This is a genomic window from Pseudoalteromonas sp. BSi20439 (assembly GCF_000241165.1).
Lineage (GTDB): Bacteria > Pseudomonadota > Gammaproteobacteria > Enterobacterales > Alteromonadaceae > Pseudoalteromonas.
Genome location: NZ_BADW01000034.1, coordinates 1 through 20,443, shown reverse-complemented (window position 1 = coordinate 20,443; position 20,443 = coordinate 1). Strand labels below are relative to the sequence as shown.

The window sequence follows — 20,443 nt, the reverse complement described above, 5'->3', positions numbered from 1 at the left end:
TCCTTTCGGAGCTTTTTTATTTCACTAAACTACTTATTTATTTGCTAAGTAGTTAATAAGTGCGCTTACATCTTCTGGCGATGAAATACCTGACTCGCCACCTAAGTTAAGCTTATATTTACCATTAACAATAAATGTAGGAACGCCACGCAGTGCCCCTTTACCTTTAAAGTAATCTTGGTCGCGCTTCATTTTAGAGCTCAGTGTACGTACCGAGAAGCTTTCAAATAATTTATCAAATTTGTCGCCATCTACACCTTGCGCTAAAAACACATCTTTTACATCTGCAAGCTCATTAAAACGAGCACGCTTTGCGTGAATATGATCAAACATCGCTGAGATAATTTTATCTTTTTGCGGTAGTACCTCAGCAGTCGCTAATGCTTGGCTGATCATGGTTTGATGTTCAGGGTCACGTACACCCACGAAATCTACATGGCTTTTCTTGAACTTTACGTTTTTGTCTAGCTTAGGTTTTATCTCAGCAAGCAGTGGCTCCATGTTATTACATGCAGGACAGTAAAAAGAGAAAAACTCTTTTACTTCTGGCTTTCTGGTTGCACGATCAGAGACGACATCATAATGCACGCCCTCTTCGTAAGTGGCAGCAAAACTGGTTGCAGCTAAAGGGAGTAATACAGCAAGTAACCCTGCTTTAACTAATTTGATCATTATTATGGTGCTCCAAAAATTATAGTTTTAGTAAAAAGCTAATTAACTCATCAAGCTCTTGTTGGCTCTTGATTGTATTAATATTGATTTTATATTTGTCATTTACGATAAATGTAGGCACGCCAGTTAATGCGCCAAGTTCAGAATATTTATTCTGCTTATCTTGCATGGCACGTTCAGCTGCTATGATAGGCAAACTAGCAATATCGTTATCAAATGTGCTGTTATCAATTGCGTTAAGCTCCAATAACTTCTTAACGTCTTTAATTTCTGTTAATGGTGCACGCTGAATATGGATGCTTTTAAAAATTTGCGCTGTTACCGCTTCTGTTTGACCATGTTTTTTTGCAATTAAGTAAGCAAGGCTCAAGTTACTTTGTGCTTGTGGTGAAACGCCCCCTAAAAAGTTAACATGATTTTTTACAAACTCAGCCCCTTCAGGTAAGTTTTCTGCAATCCCTTTTGCTACCGGCTCAAACTTAAAACAGTGCGGGCAATAGAAAGAGAAGAATTCGGTTACATTTGGCGTTTTACTTTTCTCAACGTCAATCACAGTATATTGATTACCTGCTTCAAAGTTGGCAGCTAGTGCTGCGAAAGGTAAACATAGGATCAGTAAACTTAGTTTTAATTTTTTAAGCATGAATATCTCGTTATACTTCTTTTTTAAATAAAAATATTATGGCAATAATTTTAACGGGGCTTCTTGCAAAGCTGCAAGCTGTTCTTTAAGCGCTAAAATTTGTTGCTCCCAGTATTTGTCATCTGCAAACCATGAAAAGTTCCGTACAAAAGCTGGATCGCTCCAACGTTTTGCAACCCACCCCATGTAATGAATCATACGCATGGCGCGAAGCGGTTCGATCAGCTTCAGTTGTGAGTGATCAAAATCGCAAAACTCCTCATACGCATTCACTAAAGTGTCTAACTGTAACAGCTGTGTTTGTCGATCGCCACTGAGCATCATCCATAAATCTTGAATTGCTGGTCCTTGGCGGCTATCGTCTAAATCAACAAACATCAGTGCATCCCCAGCCCATAAAATATTACCAGCATGACAGTCTCCGTGTAAGCGTATACTGTCTACATTTTTATATTGCAGCTGCGCTTGGGCAATAACTAAATCTAAAATAGTGTAAAAAGAAGTCTCTAGCCCCATAGGGACTAAATTACTTTTTTGTAAATGAACTTTAGCTGTATGCAGGTATTCATCACAGGTAACAGTCGGTCTTTGAGTAAAGGGTTTTGTTTTCGCCACTTGGTGCATGCGACCAATTAAACGCCCAAGCACATCAAGCTGATCTAAATTATCGACTTCAAATAAACGCCCGCCTACACTTGGGAACAAAGTAAATAAATACCCTTGGTGTTCAAATAAGCTTTGCCCATTATGCTTTATTGGCGCAACCACTGGTACTTCTGCGGCTGCCAGTTCAAAGGCAAAATCATGCTCTTCTTGAATTTGCGCTTTGCTCCAGCGTTCAGGGCGATAAAACTTAACAACGTAACGTTTTCCACCCTCAGCTACAAATTGATATACTCGATTTTCGTAGCTATTTAGCGCTAACAACCCTGACTCAGCGTAAATATCAACGCTTTCTATAGCATCCAAAATAAGATCTGGGGTTAAGTCAATAAAGCTAAATTTACTCATATACTTCTTATATAAAAGAAAAGCGGGAATATCCCGCTTTTTGTTAATAACAGTGTTCGTTTTTTAATACAGACCCTTTATCGCGCTTTAAAAAAGTTGCTTGGCTGCGATATTTGGTTATCAGGCTCGTTTATTGGCGACAGTACAAAGTTAAACTCGGTCATTGGCGCTTTTAAATCATAAGGGTCCATGACTAATGATAGCGGTACATTATGCGATTCACCGGCATTTACTGTAAAGGTGGTATCGCCTATGTATTTATAGTTATCTAACCCTTTAACATCAATAGAGAATGTTTGCTCATATTGTGCTTTATTAATCACTTTTAAGGTGTAGGTATTTTCAACTAAGCCATTAAAATCGACACGATACAACTGATTACGGTCACGGATAATATCAAAGTCCATGGTTTTACGCATCGCTATATTAGCAACCAGTGCACCAGTAAGTAAGAGTAAAATAACACTGTAACCAATCAGCTTTGGACGCAGCGGATGGGTTTTATTCTCTGGTGTTTCTAAATTACGCTCAGTGGTATAAGAGATAAGCCCTCGAGGGTAATTCATTTTATCCATTACGCCGTCACAAGCATCAATACAAGCGCCACAATTTATACACTCATATTGCAGACCATTACGAATATCAATCCCGGTTGGGCAAACCTGCACACACAAGTTACAGTCAATACAGTCACCTAAACCCAACTCTTTAGGGTCTTGTTTACGCGAGCGTGGCCCGCGGTTTTCACCACGCGCTTCATCATAGCTGACAGTAAAGGTGTCTTTATCAAACATCGCTGACTGAAAGCGTGAATAGGGACATATATGTAAACACATTATTTCGCGCATCCAGCCCGCATTACCATAAGTACATATCGTAAATACAATGATACTAACTAAGGCATAACCGCCCACATTAAAGGTGACAAACTCAGGGATTAGTTCACGAATAGGCGTAAAGTAACCAACAAAAGTTAACGCAGTATATAAAGAAAATAATACCCAACTGGTGTGCTTTGCGGTTTTTCGCCAGAATTTATCAAAATCCATTGGCCGTTGATCTAACTTTTTACGTTGGTTAGCACTGCCCTCAAATTTTTCTTCAAACCAAATAAAAATGAAGGTCCATACTGTTTGCGGGCAGGTATAGCCACACCATACACGGCCATAAAAAGTAGTCACTAAAAATAGAGCAAATGCCGCAAGCATAAAAATAAATGCAAGAATAGTGAAATCTTGTGGCCACAAAGTTAAACCAAAAATATTAAACTTTTGCTCCATTAGCTCAAACAAAACAGCTTGCTGGCCATTAAAGTTTATCCATGGCAATAACATAAACGCTAGCATGCCTAAAAAGCCGATGCGTTGTCTTAATAATTGATGAAGCCCTGTAACCGCACGCACATAAATACGATTACGAGGGTTAAATCTATCTTCTTGACGGCTCAGATCAGGTTTTTGGATCTTAACCTCTGTTGGTATGTTTTTTACTTTAATTTGCTTATCCATTGAAGTTCCTCAACGCCGCTAGGAAATAAAAATTCAGCAATCTTTTAGTACTTTTCGCCTAAGTGTAGCAACTTACATGCTAAACATAATTCGCTTTAAGTAGTACTTGTGTACTTTCAGATATTTCAGAAATATCTAACTACTGTCCCTTATTATACGCATATTAGCTAAAATTACTGACTAGATTGCTAATAATTTATTCAACTTGTGACTTGCTTTTAAGGTGTATTTTATTACACTTGCCGGCTACTAAAGTGTTGTTTGGATCAAGGTTTGTATATTTATGAAGAAATTTTTTATACTAGTGGTCGTGATCCTAGCATTTTTTACCGTTGATCACCCCTTAGTAAAAGAGCCGCGCGAACGCTTGCTCGGTGATGGTATAGGCTTGTTAAGCAGCACAACTAAAGTAGACCGCTTTCCTGTAGCAACTATGACGAGAAACAAAGTGAATCAGCAACTAGCACTTTCTCGTTCTGAACAAGACTATGTTGCTAAAACATTTACTACGGATGAATCAGTCAAGTTATTTGAACTACGCTATTGTCGTCAAGGTGATCTAAACCTTTACTTTTACGAAGAACGATTACTTACTGTATGTCGAATTATCAAGGAATCATTAGCGCAGGCGAGAATAAAATAATGGATTTTTCTGGATTAAATAAAAAAGCGAGTAACTCATTTCATCAACACCGCACTATGCTTAAGCAATTGGCACAGGGTAAAACGTTAAAATGTGAACATTGTAAGGGCGTGTTAACCCTTAATTTAGCCACCAGCGAGCCTGGTAAAGGAGTAATACAGTGCAAACAAGGTTGCACTGATATTGAATTAGAAATTGGCGGTTAGGTTTAAGAACAAAGTTTAAGTGCTAGAAAACTTACTCTTCCCACCCTTCATCAGTATACAAGCCACTGTTAAGCGCTACAATTTCGATAAGTTCAGCAAAACCTAATGCAAAGTCGCCCATTAACTCGTACTGCTGCTCACATAAGTGTAATTCATCAATATTATTTTGCTGTGCAATTTGCGCAATAATTGGTTTATCGAGTGCAAAAAAACTGAGCGTCGCCTGTGCACTTTCAAGTGCTTGTTTATACTGACTATCAAGTTGCTCACTTGCTAGTAACTTATGAGTATATGCTTGGCTTGCTGTTAGAAATCCAGCAGACCACTGCTGGCAAAAGTCATATTCAAACTCATTAGGTAACTTATAACCCAGCTCAAATACTTGCTCACTCACTTGATGATGTAACGCCATAAATAAAAACAATATGTCTTCATCAAGGTCGTTTGCTGTATTAGGGAGGATATTCTCTAACCATTGGTGAACTTCTAATGGCTCAGGTGAACATATAACGCCAAATAAATAACCTTGGCTTTGGGTAAGGCTCATTGCGCTAGGCTGGGTAGTTAAAAACTCGCTGAGCAGCTTAGCGTGCTGCTCAGTAAACTGAGGTATTTGCATTAAAACTCTTTATATAAAATATTAAAATTTAAGTGGGTAACGACCTTGGTTATCTGGTCTGCCTAAAAACTTCACCGCATCATGAACTTCTTTAGGTAAAGTTAGATCAGGTTTAACATATCCCGCAACTTTAAAGTCAAAATTAGCCTTTAGTGTAGCATCTGCCTCTAGCCCTAATCTATTGTCTGGCTCGATTAGTATGGCAACATCACCCGACTTACAACTTAATTTACCACTGAGGTCACCAATATTGAACCAACCTGTTAAACCTTGTACATCAATATCAGGGCTGGCTATTTCACCTTGTAATGATTGACAATAAGGCGCACCCGAAACGTATTCATCGAGCTCTAAAATTACACGCCCTTTAGCTGTAACCGGTAACGGTAAATCAATTCGCTGCATTGCTCGCTCAACGGTTGAACGCACTACGGTATCAGTTATTTTAAGTTCATCATTTGCTAGTGAATAACTAATATCTGCATAACCGGATATATCACTGCGTTCACGAGGGTTACCAAAGCGTAAGTTAGTATTCACTTGAGCTTTAAATAACGACCAGCCAGATATATCCCAGCGCACATTATTTAATTGCTCGCCATCAAAGCGCAGCTGCATCACTTGCCCCTGCCATAGTGTGCCAACTGTTTGCCCTATTTCTAACTGCGGTGGTAAATACGGTTTAGCTAAATTTACAGCAACCGCAGCCGGTAATTTAATAACGCTAAAAACAATAAAGCTCATTAAAAAAACGATGGATAAAATTATTATTTTTTTCATTAACTACTTCTCTAATACTAAACGGCTTACGCGTACATAACCGGACTTATCATCTTGGCTTAAATCTAGGTTTTCTACACTTAAGCCATGCTGATTAACGAGCTCGTCAATCCATTGGATTAATAGATTAAACTCTACCGAGTCGAGCGTTAAACGAAGTGAATTATCATTAGGCTGCATTTTACTAATATTAATGCTGTAACGGCCGCGCGTATTATTAACTATTTGGCTGAGATTTTGGTTACTCACGGCTTGCGTTTTACCAGCTGCTTTGAGCTTAACAATACTCTCGTCTACCCAGGCTAACAATTCTTGCTGCTTTATTTGTGATTGCTCTGCTCGCTCTATCGCAGTATTTAAAGGCCTAAAAACCCCCATCACCAAAACAAAAATGATAAATACACCGCCTGCAACCATAATTAGTTGTTGCTCTTGCTCTTTTAATGAACGCCAATATTGCATGAACTGCTGCTTCATTGTGCACCTCGCAGTCTGATTTCACCGACGATAAAATCGCCATCATTATTTAACGAGCCCTGCTCAACTGTGACCCCTTGCTGCTCCAGGATGGCTTTAACCTTACCAAAGGTTTGAAAGTCTTTACCACGGGCTCGAATGCGCAATTCATTACGGCGTTTGTCAAAGCGTAATGTTTGTGGCGTAAACTCATTCACTTGCGAAAACACGCTAACCAACTTACTGGTTAAATCTAAAAAGCCTGCATCGCTAACACCTTGCACTTTATCCAATGCACCCTGTATTTGATTTTTAATTAAATGAGGACGCACTCGCGTGCCAGGAAAGGCTTTTTGATATCGCTCTACTACTTGTGATTTAGCTACCTCAAGTTGCGAATTCAGTTGATGTAATTCAACCGCTTTAATTGTCACACTCGATACCAAGGCAATCACACTGATAATGGCGGCACTTTTCCAGTAACCCCACCATAACGCTGTTTTCTTTTTAAGGGTGTAAGGTCCTTGACGCAAATTAAACTTAAGTTTATCAAGCTGCTTAGCAAATAATGCCAACGGTAACTCATAGTCACTTGTTTGCGGATATAAGTTAAGTGCTTCAGGAAACTGATCAGCAGGGCTGTAATGCTTGATATCTGGGTTGCCTAATGCTACTAAATACTCTTTTAGCCAACTGCTTTCAACCGCGCTAATATGCCAGTCACCTTGTTTAAAGAGCCACTGTTTATTAAGTTCGATGGCAGTAACACATGACTCTTCAGCGCCTGGCAATAGCAATGCATCCGGTACTATTTGATATGGGGTGAGTTGATGTTGTTCAAATACTTCTAACCAGTGCTCAAACCAATCACGGTTCGTTAGCGCAATCTTAATTGCATGCTGCTCATCAACCATAGTTGGCTCCCCAAGCGCGATATAAATGTCGTCTATATCGCATGCAAGATCTTCTTCGAGCATATAGGGCAATGCTTGCTCTAATTTACGGCTCCACTTTGTTGGCAGTGTCACCGTTTTTAATTGCACCTGGTCACATGGTAAAAGTACCACAAGCTCTCGGGTTAATGCTTTTTCAGTTAGTTCACTTAACTGATTGGCATTTTGTAGCTCGCCACTGGCTATTATTTCTTGTTCTTGTGGTGAGTATATTAACCAGTTAAGTAAATCTTGCTCGGTTTGACCCGTGCGGATCAACAGTATCTCTGTCACTGTACGCCTCCAAATTTTCGCGCCAGTATCGTTACCTCGCCATTGCTGGCATACAGTAATGTGGTCATCGAAAAACGCAAATCAACAAATTTTGCCTGCGTTTGTAATTTAAAATATTCACTTTTTAAACTAAAAAGCTTTTCTACTGCTTTGATATTTTTGCCGCCTTGTTGTTTAACAGACTCAAAAAACTCTTCAATATTATCAAAGCCATTTTCAGGTCGCGCTGCGATTACCGCTTGAGCACCCGAAACACTCAGTTCGTCTATTAGGCCACTGAGCAATAAAGCTTGCTCTTCAGTGACTGTATTAACATTAATTGAAAGTAACGTACTGCCTGGGATCACACAGACATAAGGCAACACCTTTTCCATCACTAAAGGGTTAAATCCTTTAATTAAACGCAGTTCAGATACTGAAGCAAATAGGCTATTTGCTGTCATATACGGAAACTGACGCGATAAATACTCGCCTTCTTCAGCTCCTGAGCGATACGTAATACTATTTTTATCTAACCAGTCAAAAACACTATCAGCCATACCTTCTTCAGACTCATCACTGGGTAAGTCTTCTATATTTTCTAATATGGCAAACAACGCTTTATGCGCAGGGTTCGTTTTATTAGTACTGTTTGGGTCAGGCTCAGCACCAAGCGCATTTAAGTTTAAACAGGCTTGTAAATCAGTTAACTGACCGCTTAACGTGCCGTTATCAACTGGATACTTAACATCACCTTGCTTTGCCCACGGCTGCGCTAAGGTGGTTTTTTCTGGATCGTCTTTTTTACTTTGAATTAAGCCTTTAATAGCTAATTCTTCAGCGCCATAAGCATACCATTTAGCCTGTTGCTGACTCTGCAAGTTAGTACTTCTTTGTACTTGTACCATTAAGTTCGCACTCATTTCTACGGCTAAAATAGCAGCCAGCGCGACAATAAATAACACAATAACTAACGCCGCGCCGCGTGATGTTTTTTGATTCATCAAGGCGTTCCTCGGCCATTTGGTTGCGATTGGTTAGTACCATCATTAACTGGTTTAGTTAACTCTTTACCGAGTCCTGGCACTAAAAAAACGCGCCTAATTGGTTCTGCGTTCATTTGCTTTAACGTTACAGCTACCGCTTTAGGTAACGCCTTAATTTGCCAGTTTTCTTGCCACTCTGCGTTACCATCTAAAAACTCAAATTTAAGCTCTTCTACGTCAGCTAAAACAACTTGGCTACGAGGCTCCATATTATCAAGTTGATCAACATAAATGCGATATACTCGTTCTAAGTTGTCATCAATTACTCGATAACCAACAGCTTGCAGCTCTGAGCGAGGAAGCAAATTAATGGGATTCATCCAACCATCACGCACAAAGGCAATGCCATCAAGCTGGCTTTCTAAAATGTAGCGCCCTGCAAGTAAGTAACTCTCTTGAAAATCCCCTGCTTCATTACGCACTTGGCGTTTAGTCATTTGGCTAAAGTCTTGATCCATTAGCCTGAAGGCTGTTTGTAACCCATTTAGCTCAGCAATTTTTTCATCTGATGCTTCTTTGGCACGCGTGGTGGTATCAAGTATTTGGTGGGTGGCCATAATAACAAACGCCAACACCCCTAGTGCCACCATCACTTCTAATAATGTAAAACCGCGCTGCTTCACTTATGGCTTACCTTTATTTAAGTAAGTACTTAACTCATAAATTGAATTTTCATACTTATCATCTGTAAACACATTAATAGTGACCTTTACAAAGCTTTTATCAGCAGTGGGCACAACATCTTGGCGCCAAAACCATTCAATCCCCGCCATCATCTCAGTGCCGCGGGTACCATTTTTACCTTGCCATTTTTCGCCTTTCGTTCGTTGTTCTACCAATACATTCTCGGCTACCCATGAGCCATACGTTTGTTCTTCAATGCTGGATAAGTGATGAATATGCTCACCGGTTGCTTGCATTGCAGCAATACCTGCCATGGCACAAATACTTAGCGCAACTAAGACTTCTAATAAGGTAAAGCCTTGGTATCTTTTCATTATTGGGGCTCTCGACGAAAATCTACTGGCGCTGCAAATTTACCTTCAATAAAATATACCGGCTCCGCCTGATCTTTTAACTCAAGCATGAGCTGAAATGCACTTACATCAGCAGAGGATAAAAGAAGTACTTGAGGAACTTTTAATTTTTTAAGTTCTAATAAACTGTCTTCATTATCGCCACTCATTAACTCACGCCAGTTAGATTGCTCTAATAAATTATCTTGCGCCCAAGGTAGGTCTTCTAAGTTAAGTGTTACTTTGAATTGCTGGTCAAACTCAATTGGTTTAAATAACTCTTCCCGTTCAAAGCTGATCCACTTTTCACCATCAAACACTAAAAATTCAAGCGTATTTTGATCAACTAACAAACCTAACTCTACTTGGTTAAGTACTGCAAATTCCGATGCAGCATTAATGGTGGTATGCAGCCTACCTGCTTGCTTATCTAGCTCTTCCTCAGCGCCGCCATCTAAGCTGTATACCACCATTTTGGTGGCAAAGGCGATGATCACCAATACCACTAAAATTTCTATTAAACTAAAACCATATTGCTTTGCACCTAGGTGCTTAAGGTTTACCTGCATGGTAAACCCCAATCAACTAAGTTTAAACGTATGATAAAGTTGATACCCATTACTGCTTATCTTCATCCCAGTTGCCAATATCATCATCGGTAGCTGGTTCGCCATCGGGTCCCATAGAAAAAATATCAAACTTACCAATCTCTCCAGGACTAATTAATTGGTAATTATTCCCCCACGGATCTTCTGGTAATTTGCTAATAAAGCCACCATCAGGGAAGCGCTTTGGAATAGGCTCAATACTGGTTTTTGTGACTAATGCCTCTAAGCCTTGCTCTGTACTTGGGTAGCTTTTATTTTTAAGCTTGTACAAACTCATAGCATCTTCTAACTGCTGAATATCTAAATGCGCTTTATCAATAGCTGCTTCTTCTTGCTGACCCATAATATTAGGTGCCACAATCGACATGATCATCCCGATGATAACCAGTACCACCATCACTTCTAATAAAGAAAAACCTGATTGTTTATTCACGTTATTACCTCGTTATTCTAAAAACACTAAGCAAAAATGATTTAAGTAAATCATTAATATAAAAAATAATTAAAGGCCAACAGCCTTATTCATTGCCATAATTGGCTGCAAAATTGCCATTACTATAAACAATACAATGACTGCCATGGAGGCAATCATTGCAGGTTCTAATAATTTTAATGACACATTGACCATACTTTCAAACTCGCGATCTTGATTGTTAGCGGCTCGCTCTAACATTTGCTCAAGTTCACCGGACTTTTCACCACTGGCTATCATATGCAGCATCATTGGTGGAAACAACTTAGTTTGCTGCAGTGAAGCACGCAGACTTGCTCCTTCACTTACTCTTTCTGCGGCATCAGCCACAGCTTGTTTGATTTTTTCGTTAACTAATACCCCACCAGAAATACGCATTCCTTCTAGTAGCGGTACTGAACTTGACGATAAAATACTTAAAGTACGAGCAAAGCGCGCTGTGTTAATTCCTCTAGCAACTTTACCTATGCCTGGCATATGTAATACTTTTGCATCCCACCAAAACCGTACCTTAGGTTTTTTAAGCGCATATTTGATTCCAACCGCGGTAGCGGTGATCACCAATAAACTTATAAACCAGTAATTTTGCACAAAATGACTACCCGCCATAACCCACTCGGTGGTCCAAGGTAAAACTTGTTTAGTTTTTTCGAACGTTTTTAATATTTTAGGTACCACAGTACCCAATAATACCGACACAATACCAATGGCAAACACCACCAAAATAATTGGATACACCATAGCCTGCGTAATTTGACTGCGCATATGTTGGCGCTGCTCAGTGTAATCAGCTAGTCTGTTGAGCACTTGATCTAAGTGACCTGACTTTTCACCTGCCGCCACCATAGCGCGGTACAAATCGTCAAAAACATGCGGAAATTCACTCATACCATCAGCCAGAGTATAACCTTCCACTACTTTCGATCGCACCGACATCAACATACGTTTTAGCCTTGGCTTTTCACACTGCTCAGCAACTGCCATTACCGCCCCCTCTACAGGTAGGGCAGACTGAATTAGGGTTGCAAGCTGACGAGTGATCAAAGCGAGATCGGCTGTTGATATGGTTGGTTTAAATAAAGAACCAAGTAAGGGAGCTTTTTGACCTTTAACTTGTTTGTCATCTTGCGCAGCAGGCACAACCTCAAACGGCGTGAGCTTTTGATCGCGCAGAAGCTGACGAACTTGCTTAGCTGTATCGGCTTCTAAAATACCTTTTTTTCTTTTCCCCGGCCATCTAATGCGCGGTATTCAAACGCCGCCATAGCTAGCCTTCCTCACGCGTTACGCGCAGCACTTCTTCAAGCGTTGTTTTACCAGCAAGCACACGGCTGCAACCATCTTGACGAATGCTTGAGCTATGCTTGCGAATGTATTTCTCTACGCTTTGCTCACCTTTACCGCTGTGGATCATTTCACGAATGGTTTCGTCGACAACTAATAACTCGTGAATACCAGTACGACCTCGGTAGCCATTAAAGTTACACTCTTCACACCCTACTGCGCGATAAATCGTCGGTGCATTGTCAAACGATACGCCGAGTAATTCACATTCACGCTCATCTGCAACGTGACCTTCTTTACAGCTATTACATAAAGTACGTACTAAGCGCTGGGATAATACCCCCAGTAATGAAGACGATAATAAAAATGGCTCAACGCCCATATCTTCCATACGGGTGATTGCACCTGAGGCTGTATTGGTATGTAACGTAGACATAACTAAGTGGCCAGTGAGTGATGCTTGCACACCAATTTGGGCTGTTTCTAAATCTCGTATTTCACCAACCATAACTACATCCGGATCTTGACGTAAAATAGCGCGCAGACCACGGGCAAAGGTCATATCAACCTTGGTATTAACCTGTGTTTGGCCAATGCCAGGAATTTCGTACTCAATTGGATCTTCAACCGTTAAAATATTGCGATCCCGCGAGTTAATTTGGCTCATACCTGCATAAAGCGTGGTACTTTTACCAGAGCCTGTAGGGCCTGTAACTAAAATTATACCGTGAGGCTTGCTAATTAAGTCGGCAAACAGCTCTCGGTTTCGAGCTGTCATACCTAAGTCTTCTAGATTTAAACGTGCATTGTTTTTATCAAGTAAACGCAGTACCACGCGCTCACCAAAGCTCGATGGCATAGTCGACACACGCACATCTACAGCGCGTCCTGCAATACGCAAACTAATACGACCATCTTGCGGTATACGTTTTTCTGCAATATCGAGTTTGGCCATTACTTTAATACGCGATACCAGTAAAGAGGCTAGTTTCCGATTAGGTTTTAAAACTTCTTTGAGTACGCCATCCACCCGAAAACGAATAACCAGCTCTTGCTCAAACGTTTCAATGTGGATATCAGAGGCGCCTTCTTTAATTGCCTCACTGAGCATGGCATTAATTAGTTTTATAATAGGTGCATCGTCGTCACCGGCAAGCAAGTCTTCAGTTTGAGGAAGCTCATCAGCTAGTGAGAATAAATCAACCTCATTACCAATATCTTCCATCATTTGCTGAGTTTCTGAACTATCACGTTGATACGATGCTTCTAGTAATAGCTCAAACTTATCATCTTCTAGTTGCTCAAGTGTAAAGCCATGTCCTGCAATACGGCGTACTTCTAGTAATACATCAACATCAAGCTCACCACGGTAATACACAATCTGGTTATCTTTATGCTTACTGAGTAACGCACCCACTCGTCTGGCATATGAAAACGGCAAACGCTTTGCAGGCAGCTCGACTAAATCCTCTTGAGCAAGCTGATCATCACTGTGAATAATTGGATGAACAACATCTTGATTAATATCTTCTATCGCATTAGTCATCGTTACGCTCTTGTGCATTTTGTTTGCGTAAATGCTCTTCGTACGTAGGTGGTAGCACTAGTTCGTCATTCCACTCGGGTAAAATAGGCGTGTCTGACATTGGCATTAAATTAATACCATCTTCACGTTTTTTAAATTGCTCACCGCGAATAAAGTTATATTTACTAAAGCTGAGTTTATTCATACTAACGCCATCGCGAATAATGGTTGGTCGAATAAACACGATAAGATTACGCTTACGTTTTGTTGTATTAGTTGACTTAAATAAGTGCCCTAAAATAGGAATGTCGCCTAGTAATGGCACTTTTGACACGCTTTCTTGCACATCTTCATCAATCAAGCCGCCTAATACCACCATACCGCCATCATCGGCCATTACGGTTGTTTTAATTGCGCGCTTATTCACTGAAATATCAACTGCCGTTGCACCACTAACACTAGAAACTTCTTGCTCTATGGTTAATTGCACCGCAGAACCATCATTAATTTGTGGTGTCACTTTAAGCTTTATACCCACCTCTTGACGCTCTACCGTTTGAAATGGATTTTCGTTGTTACTACCTGTCTGCGAACCTGTGATAATAGGTACTTCTTGACCAACCAAAATAGATGCTTCTTCGTTATCCATTGTAGTAATAGATGGAGTAGCTAGAATATTCGAATTAGTGTCGGTTGAAACCGCTTGAACAATTGCACCCCAGTCGTTTTTTATCACTCCCATAGCTAAACCATTAATACCACCAAGTAATGAGGCTAGTGGGCCGTAATCGCCTTTAGTAGTTTCATCAACCTTGGTTACCGTACCGCTTTCAGTACCTATTATATTTTTGGATACGGTAGTGTCACGAGCCTGCTCCGCAGCGACAGCTAACGCACCCACAGGTACTGTTGTACCATTGTTAAATTGTAGCATCCCACCTTGCTCTGAAATCCATTGCAGGCCAAAGTTAACGCCATCACCTTCCATCACTTCAATAATAATGGCTTCCACTAGTACTTGTGCGCGGCGAATATCCAAACGCTCAATCACTGACTCTAGTGAACGCATCGTATCTGGCTGAGCAGTGATCACGAGTGAGTTAGAATCTGGATGAGCTTCAATGCTAGTGTCGTTTCTATTACTGCTACGCGCATTGTTGGTTGCTCCGCCTTTTGAATCCTCTGCCAGCGATTTACTCACACCTTGGAGTACTTTGACTAAATCTTCTGCTTTTGCGTAGTTTAGGTAAAATACTTTAGTGTTACCTTGGCTTTCCAGTTCACCATCTAAACGCTTAATAAGCTCAATGGCGCGTGTACGTGCTTGGCCTTCACCACTAACAATCACACTATTAGTACGACCATCAGCTACCACTTTAGGAATTAAAAACTCAGGAACACTGCCCTTACCACTGTCTTTATAGATATTTTCAACCACTGAGACAACATCATCAGCCGTCGCGTACTTAAGCTTAACGATATCAACACGCTTATCACCCGCTTGGTCAACAGAGCGAATAATTTCGACTAAGCGATTAACAGATGCTGCGTGTCCTGTTAGCATCATCACGTTAGCGGCATTAAAGTTAGCAACATGCCCACCATCTTTTTGGTCACTAAACTGGCGAACCAAAGGGCCTAATTCTTGAACGCTGACATTTTTAACTCGCACAACCCGAGTGATCATCATATCGCCAGCTGCATCGCTGTCCGTTGTAATTAACGGTACATTGGATTTTTTAGCATCTGAGCTTTTTTCTATTTTTATTATGTTGTTATCCATTTCGACGGCTGAATAACCGTAAACTTCTAAAACATTTAAAAAGAACTGATAGTAAAGTGCCTCATCCATTAATTCGTAACTACGTACATTTACTTTGCCACGCACGTTAGGATCAATAATGATGGTTTTATTAAGGTTTTTGCCAACAATATTAATAAACTCATTAATATCTGTGCCCTTAAAGTTAGCAGCGTATTCAACAGCAGCAACCGACATAGAAAGACTTGCCGCTAAAAAAAGTGCTGCATACTTAGCTAACCCTTTTTTAATTTTTTTGAGGTGTAGCACCTGAACCATTATGTTAAAACTCCAAAGCTAAGTTATTGCAGACTAAATAGTACATCTATTTGCTCACCATCACGCTCTATTGTGATAGTTGCATCTGTACTGTTTCGCAGCTCATTCATTGCTGCCATTGCCTGTTTTAAATCTGTTAATTGATAACCGTTAATTGCCACGGCTAAATCGTTATTTTGTAATCCCATTTGTTTAAATAGTTCGGGCTCTTTACCTGGACTCAAACGATAACCTATAAGTTCCCCATCATTCATCGCTTGAGAAACACGTATATAATCAAATAGCTTACCAGGTTCTTCTAAAAGCTCTTCGCGAGTTTCTATTAATGCTTCTTTCACCTCAAGGTTGGCAGTGGCATCAATTTGTTCATCGCTTTGTGCTGAAGGCGCTAAAGGCCCCATTTCAGACTCATCTCGCGCAGCGAGTACCGGCATAGACACTGTTTTAGTAAAGTCGAGCCCATCAAGCATTAAGGTTTCAAAGCGACCGCTTACATCTAAAATCACACGGTCAGGGAGTATTTGCGATACTTTTGCACGCGTGCCTTGCACCACATCCTCAACTAAATAACTCGCTTGGCGACCTTGTGATTCAATAATAGCCATTCCCGCCTTATCATCATTACTCACAGCAACAATACCGGTTAAATTAATACTAAGACGCGTTTCAGGGGCATTATTAATGACTTTAGTTTGCGGAGCAGTATTGGTGTTTTTTGTTACATTTACTTTACCAAATAAAAATTGCTCAATAATCGAATCTACAGACTGGTTATTGCCACCCACAGCTTGGTTAGAATAGCTAATAGGGGCAAGAGGAGATGTTACTGGCTGCGGCCATAATAGCCACATCAGTTTTGATAATAAAAATGCAATATAAACAACAACTAAAACCATAACCATTGCGCTTAATTTCGCATGCGGTAAACGGTTTAATAACTGCTTAAATTGTTGAACGTGCTGTTCCATAGGTAGTGTTCTTATTTTAATTTATAACGAAATCACTCAGCCATAGTACCTTTTCATTTTTCATTCAACAAGCACGCTAATATTAAACTTTGTAAACAGATTGATTTATTTATTGTATTAGCTGTGAAATCAAGCAATAGCTACATGCGGTAACAGTTTCGTGATAATTTACCTAAGAAGTAAATTTACTAGGGATGTTTTATGACAAAGAAAACTAAACTCAATGACAGCTCAGAAAACGCGGACACACTTAAAGTGAGGTTAGACAAGTGGTTATGGGCAGCTCGATTTTATAAAACGCGCGCAATAGCTCGAGAAATGGTACAAGGCGGCAAAGTGCATTATAATAGCCAACGTAGTAAGGCCAGCAAAATAGTAGAAATTGGTGCAATTATAAAGCTAGCCCAAGGCGTTGATGAAAAAACCATCACAGTATTAAATATACTTGAAAAGCGCCAAAGCGCCCCCATTGCACAGACCATGTATCAAGAATCTGATGCTAGTATTGCTAAGCGTGAAGAAAATAGTATCGCACGCAAAAATAACAGTTTCTTTGCCCCGCATCCGGATAAAAAACCAGATAAAAAGCAAAGACGCGAACTTTTAAAAATGAAATCAAGTTAGGTATAGCCGCTCATGCAACAAGATTTACTTCACCGCTATTTATTTGACAACCTCGATGTTCGTGGCGAACTCGTACAAATAGACAACGCTTACAATGAAATGATTGCGAAACACAATTATCCAGAGCCCGTTAAAGCATTATTAGGTGAGCTGCTTGTTGCAACCTGTTTATTAACAGCAACGTTAAAGTTTGAAGGCGAGATTGCGGTTCAACTACAAGGTGATGGTCCCGTAAAATATGCAGTGATCAATGGTGACGATCAACAAAATATGCGTGGTATAGCGCGATTACAGCATGAAGTGACGGGCTCAACAGTTAAAGAGCTTATTGGCCAAGGCTACATGGTTATCACTATTACTCCCACTCAAGGTGAGCGTTACCAAGGGATAGTACCTTTAGAGCATGATACATTAAGTGAGTGTATAGAAAGTTACTTTGAGCAGTCTGAGCAATTAAAAACGCGTCTTTGGTTTGCAACCGACACCAAAGAAGGCAGTGCCAAAGCATGTGGGCTATTTTTACAAGTGCTACCTGTAGATAAACAAAAATCGATTGAAGATTTTGCTCACTTAGAAGCACTCAGTAATACTATTAAAGATGAAGAGCTACTAGAGCTTGATGCTAATACCATTTTAACGCGTCTTTATCACGAAGATAACCCACGCGTATTTGACCCTCAGCCAATTCAATTTAAATGTGGCTGTAACCGCGAAAAAACGATGACAGCTCTAGTTAATGTTGGTCAACAAGCGCTGTTGGATGATGTCGAAAAAAATGGTGAAATTAAAATTAGCTGTCATTACTGTTTAAAAGATTATGTGTTTAACGAGCAAGATATAAAAAGTATATTTAACTAATCTAGCTTTTTAACACACCATAAAATAGCCATAAATTTTTATGGCTTTTTTGTGCCCAAAAAATGACACCGGTATCACAAGCTGAGCATTTTTCATGACACCGGTATCATTGAAATTATTCATGTTTTTTCCTTAATTTATATGTTTTTACGGCGTTTATAAGCTCGAATATCCTTAATCCATCTGTTACTATATTTGCAGCTTAAGGTTACTAAGACCCAGAGCTATCCCGTTCAATCTCACACAATTTAGGTATAAACATGACTTCAAGCGCTACCCGTTTTGTCGATCTAACTGCAGCTGAACTTGTCGAACACGCTATCAGCCGTGGCGAAGGGACTTTAGCCGCCAATGGTGCTTTTGTAGCTAACACTGGTCGTCGTACCGGTCGTTCTCCAAAAGATCGTTTTATTGTTCAAGAATCAAGTACTAAAAATGAAATCCAATGGGGTAACGTAAATCGCCCATTCGATGCAGATAAGTTTGACGCCTTATGGGCACGTGTAGAAGCACATGTGCAAAGCAACGACCACTTTATCTCTCACCTTGAAGTAGGCGCTGATCCAGAGCACTACCTTCCAGTGGTTGTAACAACAGAAACTGCTTGGCACCATATCTTCGCTAAAAACATGTTCATCGAACCACAGTCATACAACAAAGCAGACTTCCCTCAATGGCAAGTAATGAATGTACCTTCGTTTGTATGTGATCCTGAACGCGATGGCACTAATAGCGATGGCACAGTTATTATTAACTTTGCACAACGTAAAGTGTTACTTGCTGGTATGCGCTACGCGGGTGAAATGAAAAAATCGATGTTCTCTGTGCAAAACTTCCTACTACCAGCAAAAGGTGTATTACCAATGCACTGTTCTGCTAACGTAGGTGAAGCAGGTGATACCGCATTATTCTTTGGTCTATCTGGTACAGGTAAAACAACCTTATCAGCAGATCCAACTCGCTTCTTAATCGGTGATGATGAGCACGGCTGGGCACCAGGTAGTGTATTTAATATCGAAGGTGGTTGTTACGCTAAATGTATCGACCTTTCTCAGAAAAACGAACCTGTTATCTGGGACGCTATTCGATTCGGCACTATTTTAGAGAACGTGGTACTTGATGAAAACCGTGTTCCTGATTTCAACGATACCAGCCTAACTCAAAATAGCCGTGCAGCTTACCCACTAGAGCACGTTGAAAAACGTAAAGTCGAAAACCGTGCAGGCGAGCCAAAGGCAGTTGTATTCTTAACATGTGATGTAAGTGGTGTACTTCCACCAGTGTCTGTACTAACCGAAGAAGCTGCAGCGTTTCACTTCCTAAGTGGCTACACAGCAAAAGTTGGCTCTACAGAAATTGGCTCTACTAGTGATATTGAATCAACATTCTCAACGTGTTTTGGCGCTCCTTTCTTCCCACGTCCTGCAGGTGTCTACGCAGAGCTTCTAATGAAGCGTGTACGTGAATTCGGCGCTAAAGTTTACCTAGTTAATACTGGGTGGACAGGTGGTCCTTACGGTATTGGTAAGCGCTTTGATATTCCAACAACACGCGCTGTTGTTGATGCAATCGTATCTGGAAAATTAGCCGGTGTTGAAACTCAACACATTGACGTGCTAAATCTAGACGTACCAGTTGCAGTACCAGGCGTAGACAGCAAGCTTCTTAACCCAATCAATACATGGGAAGACAAAGTTAAATACGCAGAATATGCGTCTAAACTAGCTGCTGATTTCACAGAAAATTTTGCTAAATACGACGTATCTGACGAAATTAAAAATGCAGGCCCTAAAGTTTAGTAATCACCTTTAGCCTCATATTTAAAACGCCAACCTTGAGTTGGCGTTTTTGATCCTACCTATTTTACTCTAGCAACGTGGTTTCTTTGCTAATTGCTGATGAGTCACCAATTAGCTAAAGACGTTTTCCCTATGTTTTTATGCATTTCTTAATAAAGACTCACCGAAAGCCTATCAAGCTTTAAAATAGCAGTTGCTGGTTTGTACAAACACAATATTCCACTTCGTATATCTAAAATTAAACGCCATTAAACTATGTTAGAGTTGTACAACTGTGCGTTGTCATCAGCAATGAAACAATGCCGTAGGATAAACCTGTCCAATACTTCACTCTTTACCCTGATAGAGCACATCAAACAACACTAGCTATTACTGGTACTCTCCTATGAACACAAAAAAGCTCTGGTCATTCGAGTCGTG

21 protein-coding genes and 1 pseudogene are annotated in these 20,443 nt (G+C 40.2%); 5 read left to right on the top strand and 17 right to left on the bottom strand.

The window, feature by feature from the left end; genetic code table 11:
* Window positions 1-33: 33 nt before the first annotated feature.
* The 4 genes from P20439_RS03035 to ccoG form a co-directional block, all read right to left on the bottom strand.
* A complete protein-coding gene (locus P20439_RS03035; RefSeq protein ID WP_008113400.1) occupies window positions 34-672 on the bottom strand; it encodes a thiol:disulfide interchange protein DsbA/DsbL in 639 nt (212 codons plus the stop codon).
* Between the two features lie 19 nt (window positions 673-691).
* A complete protein-coding gene (locus P20439_RS03030; protein WP_008113401.1) occupies window positions 692-1,315 on the bottom strand; it encodes a thiol:disulfide interchange protein DsbA/DsbL in 624 nt (207 codons plus the stop codon).
* Window positions 1,316-1,351: 36 nt separating this feature from the next.
* Window positions 1,352-2,326, bottom strand: coding sequence for a serine/threonine protein kinase (locus P20439_RS03025; protein WP_008113403.1), 975 nt, complete (start codon window positions 2,324-2,326; stop codon window positions 1,352-1,354).
* Between the two features lie 77 nt (window positions 2,327-2,403).
* Complete coding sequence (gene ccoG / locus P20439_RS03020) at window positions 2,404-3,834, bottom strand: cytochrome c oxidase accessory protein CcoG (protein ID WP_008113405.1); 1,431 nt, start codon at window positions 3,832-3,834, stop codon at window positions 2,404-2,406.
* Between the two features lie 283 nt (window positions 3,835-4,117).
* Between ccoG and P20439_RS03015 the strand changes: the two genes are divergently transcribed.
* Together P20439_RS03015 and P20439_RS03010 are read left to right on the top strand one after the other, a co-directional pair.
* Window positions 4,118-4,477 carry a hypothetical protein gene (locus P20439_RS03015; RefSeq protein ID WP_008113406.1) on the top strand — a complete coding sequence of 120 codons (360 nt, stop codon included), beginning with the start codon at window positions 4,118-4,120 and terminating at the stop codon, window positions 4,475-4,477.
* A complete protein-coding gene (locus tag P20439_RS03010; protein WP_008113407.1) occupies window positions 4,477-4,683 on the top strand; it encodes a hypothetical protein in 207 nt (68 codons plus the stop codon). Before P20439_RS03015 ends, P20439_RS03010 begins: the two co-directional genes overlap by 1 nt.
* A 31-nt stretch (window positions 4,684-4,714) precedes the next feature.
* Here the strand turns inward: P20439_RS03010 and P20439_RS03005 are convergent, their stop codons facing one another.
* The 13 genes and pseudogenes from P20439_RS03005 to gspC all read right to left on the bottom strand — a co-directional run bounded on the left by P20439_RS03005 (window position 4,715) and on the right by gspC (window position 16,742).
* Window positions 4,715-5,302, bottom strand: a complete 588-nt coding sequence (locus tag P20439_RS03005) for a UPF0149 family protein (RefSeq protein ID WP_008113408.1) — start codon at window positions 5,300-5,302, stop codon at window positions 4,715-4,717.
* A gap of 21 nt (window positions 5,303-5,323) precedes the next feature.
* Window positions 5,324-6,082: a type II secretion system protein N gene (locus P20439_RS03000; RefSeq protein ID WP_008113409.1), complete on the bottom strand. Its 759-nt coding sequence runs from the start codon at window positions 6,080-6,082 to the stop codon at window positions 5,324-5,326.
* A gap of 3 nt (window positions 6,083-6,085) precedes the next feature.
* Window positions 6,086-6,559, bottom strand: coding sequence for a type II secretion system protein GspM (gene gspM / locus P20439_RS02995; RefSeq protein ID WP_008113410.1), 474 nt, complete (start codon window positions 6,557-6,559; stop codon window positions 6,086-6,088).
* Entirely contained in the window at window positions 6,556-7,764 is a 1,209-nt protein-coding gene (gspL, locus tag P20439_RS02990; protein ID WP_008113411.1) for a type II secretion system protein GspL, read from the bottom strand. The genes gspM and gspL overlap by 4 nt, the downstream gene beginning before the upstream one ends.
* Complete coding sequence (gspK, locus tag P20439_RS02985) at window positions 7,761-8,747, bottom strand: type II secretion system minor pseudopilin GspK (protein WP_008113412.1); 987 nt, start codon at window positions 8,745-8,747, stop codon at window positions 7,761-7,763. Before gspK ends, gspL begins: the two co-directional genes overlap by 4 nt.
* Window positions 8,747-9,412: a type II secretion system minor pseudopilin GspJ gene (gene gspJ / locus P20439_RS02980; protein WP_008113413.1), complete on the bottom strand. Its 666-nt coding sequence runs from the start codon at window positions 9,410-9,412 to the stop codon at window positions 8,747-8,749. The genes gspK and gspJ overlap by 1 nt, the downstream gene beginning before the upstream one ends.
* Window positions 9,413-9,787, bottom strand: coding sequence for a type II secretion system minor pseudopilin GspI (gene gspI, locus P20439_RS02975; protein ID WP_008113415.1), 375 nt, complete (start codon window positions 9,785-9,787; stop codon window positions 9,413-9,415).
* A complete protein-coding gene (locus P20439_RS02970) occupies window positions 9,787-10,374 on the bottom strand; it encodes a prepilin-type N-terminal cleavage/methylation domain-containing protein (protein WP_008113416.1) in 588 nt (195 codons plus the stop codon). The genes gspI and P20439_RS02970 overlap by 1 nt, the downstream gene beginning before the upstream one ends.
* A 49-nt stretch (window positions 10,375-10,423) precedes the next feature.
* Window positions 10,424-10,846, bottom strand: coding sequence for a type II secretion system major pseudopilin GspG (gene gspG / locus P20439_RS02965; protein ID WP_008113417.1), 423 nt, complete (start codon window positions 10,844-10,846; stop codon window positions 10,424-10,426).
* Window positions 10,847-10,915: 69 nt separating this feature from the next.
* Window positions 10,916-12,150: pseudogene (gene gspF, locus P20439_RS02960) on the bottom strand (type II secretion system inner membrane protein GspF).
* 2 nt (window positions 12,151-12,152) lie between these two features.
* A complete protein-coding gene (gspE, locus tag P20439_RS02955) occupies window positions 12,153-13,715 on the bottom strand; it encodes a type II secretion system ATPase GspE (protein ID WP_008113423.1) in 1,563 nt (520 codons plus the stop codon).
* The gene (gene gspD / locus P20439_RS02950; protein WP_008464518.1) at window positions 13,708-15,774 is read right to left on the bottom strand and encodes a type II secretion system secretin GspD; all 2,067 of its coding nucleotides are present in this window, start codon (window positions 15,772-15,774) and stop codon (window positions 13,708-13,710) included. Before gspD ends, gspE begins: the two co-directional genes overlap by 8 nt.
* Window positions 15,775-15,797: 23 nt before the next feature.
* Window positions 15,798-16,742 carry a type II secretion system protein GspC gene (gspC, locus tag P20439_RS02945; RefSeq protein WP_008464517.1) on the bottom strand — a complete coding sequence of 315 codons (945 nt, stop codon included), beginning with the start codon at window positions 16,740-16,742 and terminating at the stop codon, window positions 15,798-15,800.
* Window positions 16,743-16,943: 201 nt separating this feature from the next.
* Here gspC and hslR point away from each other — a divergent pair, with 201 nt between their 5' ends.
* The 3 genes from hslR (at window position 16,944) to P20439_RS02930 (ending at window position 20,023) form a co-directional block, all read left to right on the top strand.
* Window positions 16,944-17,366: a ribosome-associated heat shock protein Hsp15 gene (hslR, locus tag P20439_RS02940; protein ID WP_008464515.1), complete on the top strand. Its 423-nt coding sequence runs from the start codon at window positions 16,944-16,946 to the stop codon at window positions 17,364-17,366.
* Between the two features lie 12 nt (window positions 17,367-17,378).
* A complete protein-coding gene (hslO, locus tag P20439_RS02935; protein ID WP_008464513.1) occupies window positions 17,379-18,224 on the top strand; it encodes an Hsp33 family molecular chaperone HslO in 846 nt (281 codons plus the stop codon).
* Between the two features lie 260 nt (window positions 18,225-18,484).
* Complete coding sequence (locus P20439_RS02930) at window positions 18,485-20,023, top strand: phosphoenolpyruvate carboxykinase (RefSeq protein ID WP_008464509.1); 1,539 nt, start codon at window positions 18,485-18,487, stop codon at window positions 20,021-20,023.
* Window positions 20,024-20,443: the final 420 nt, after the last annotated feature.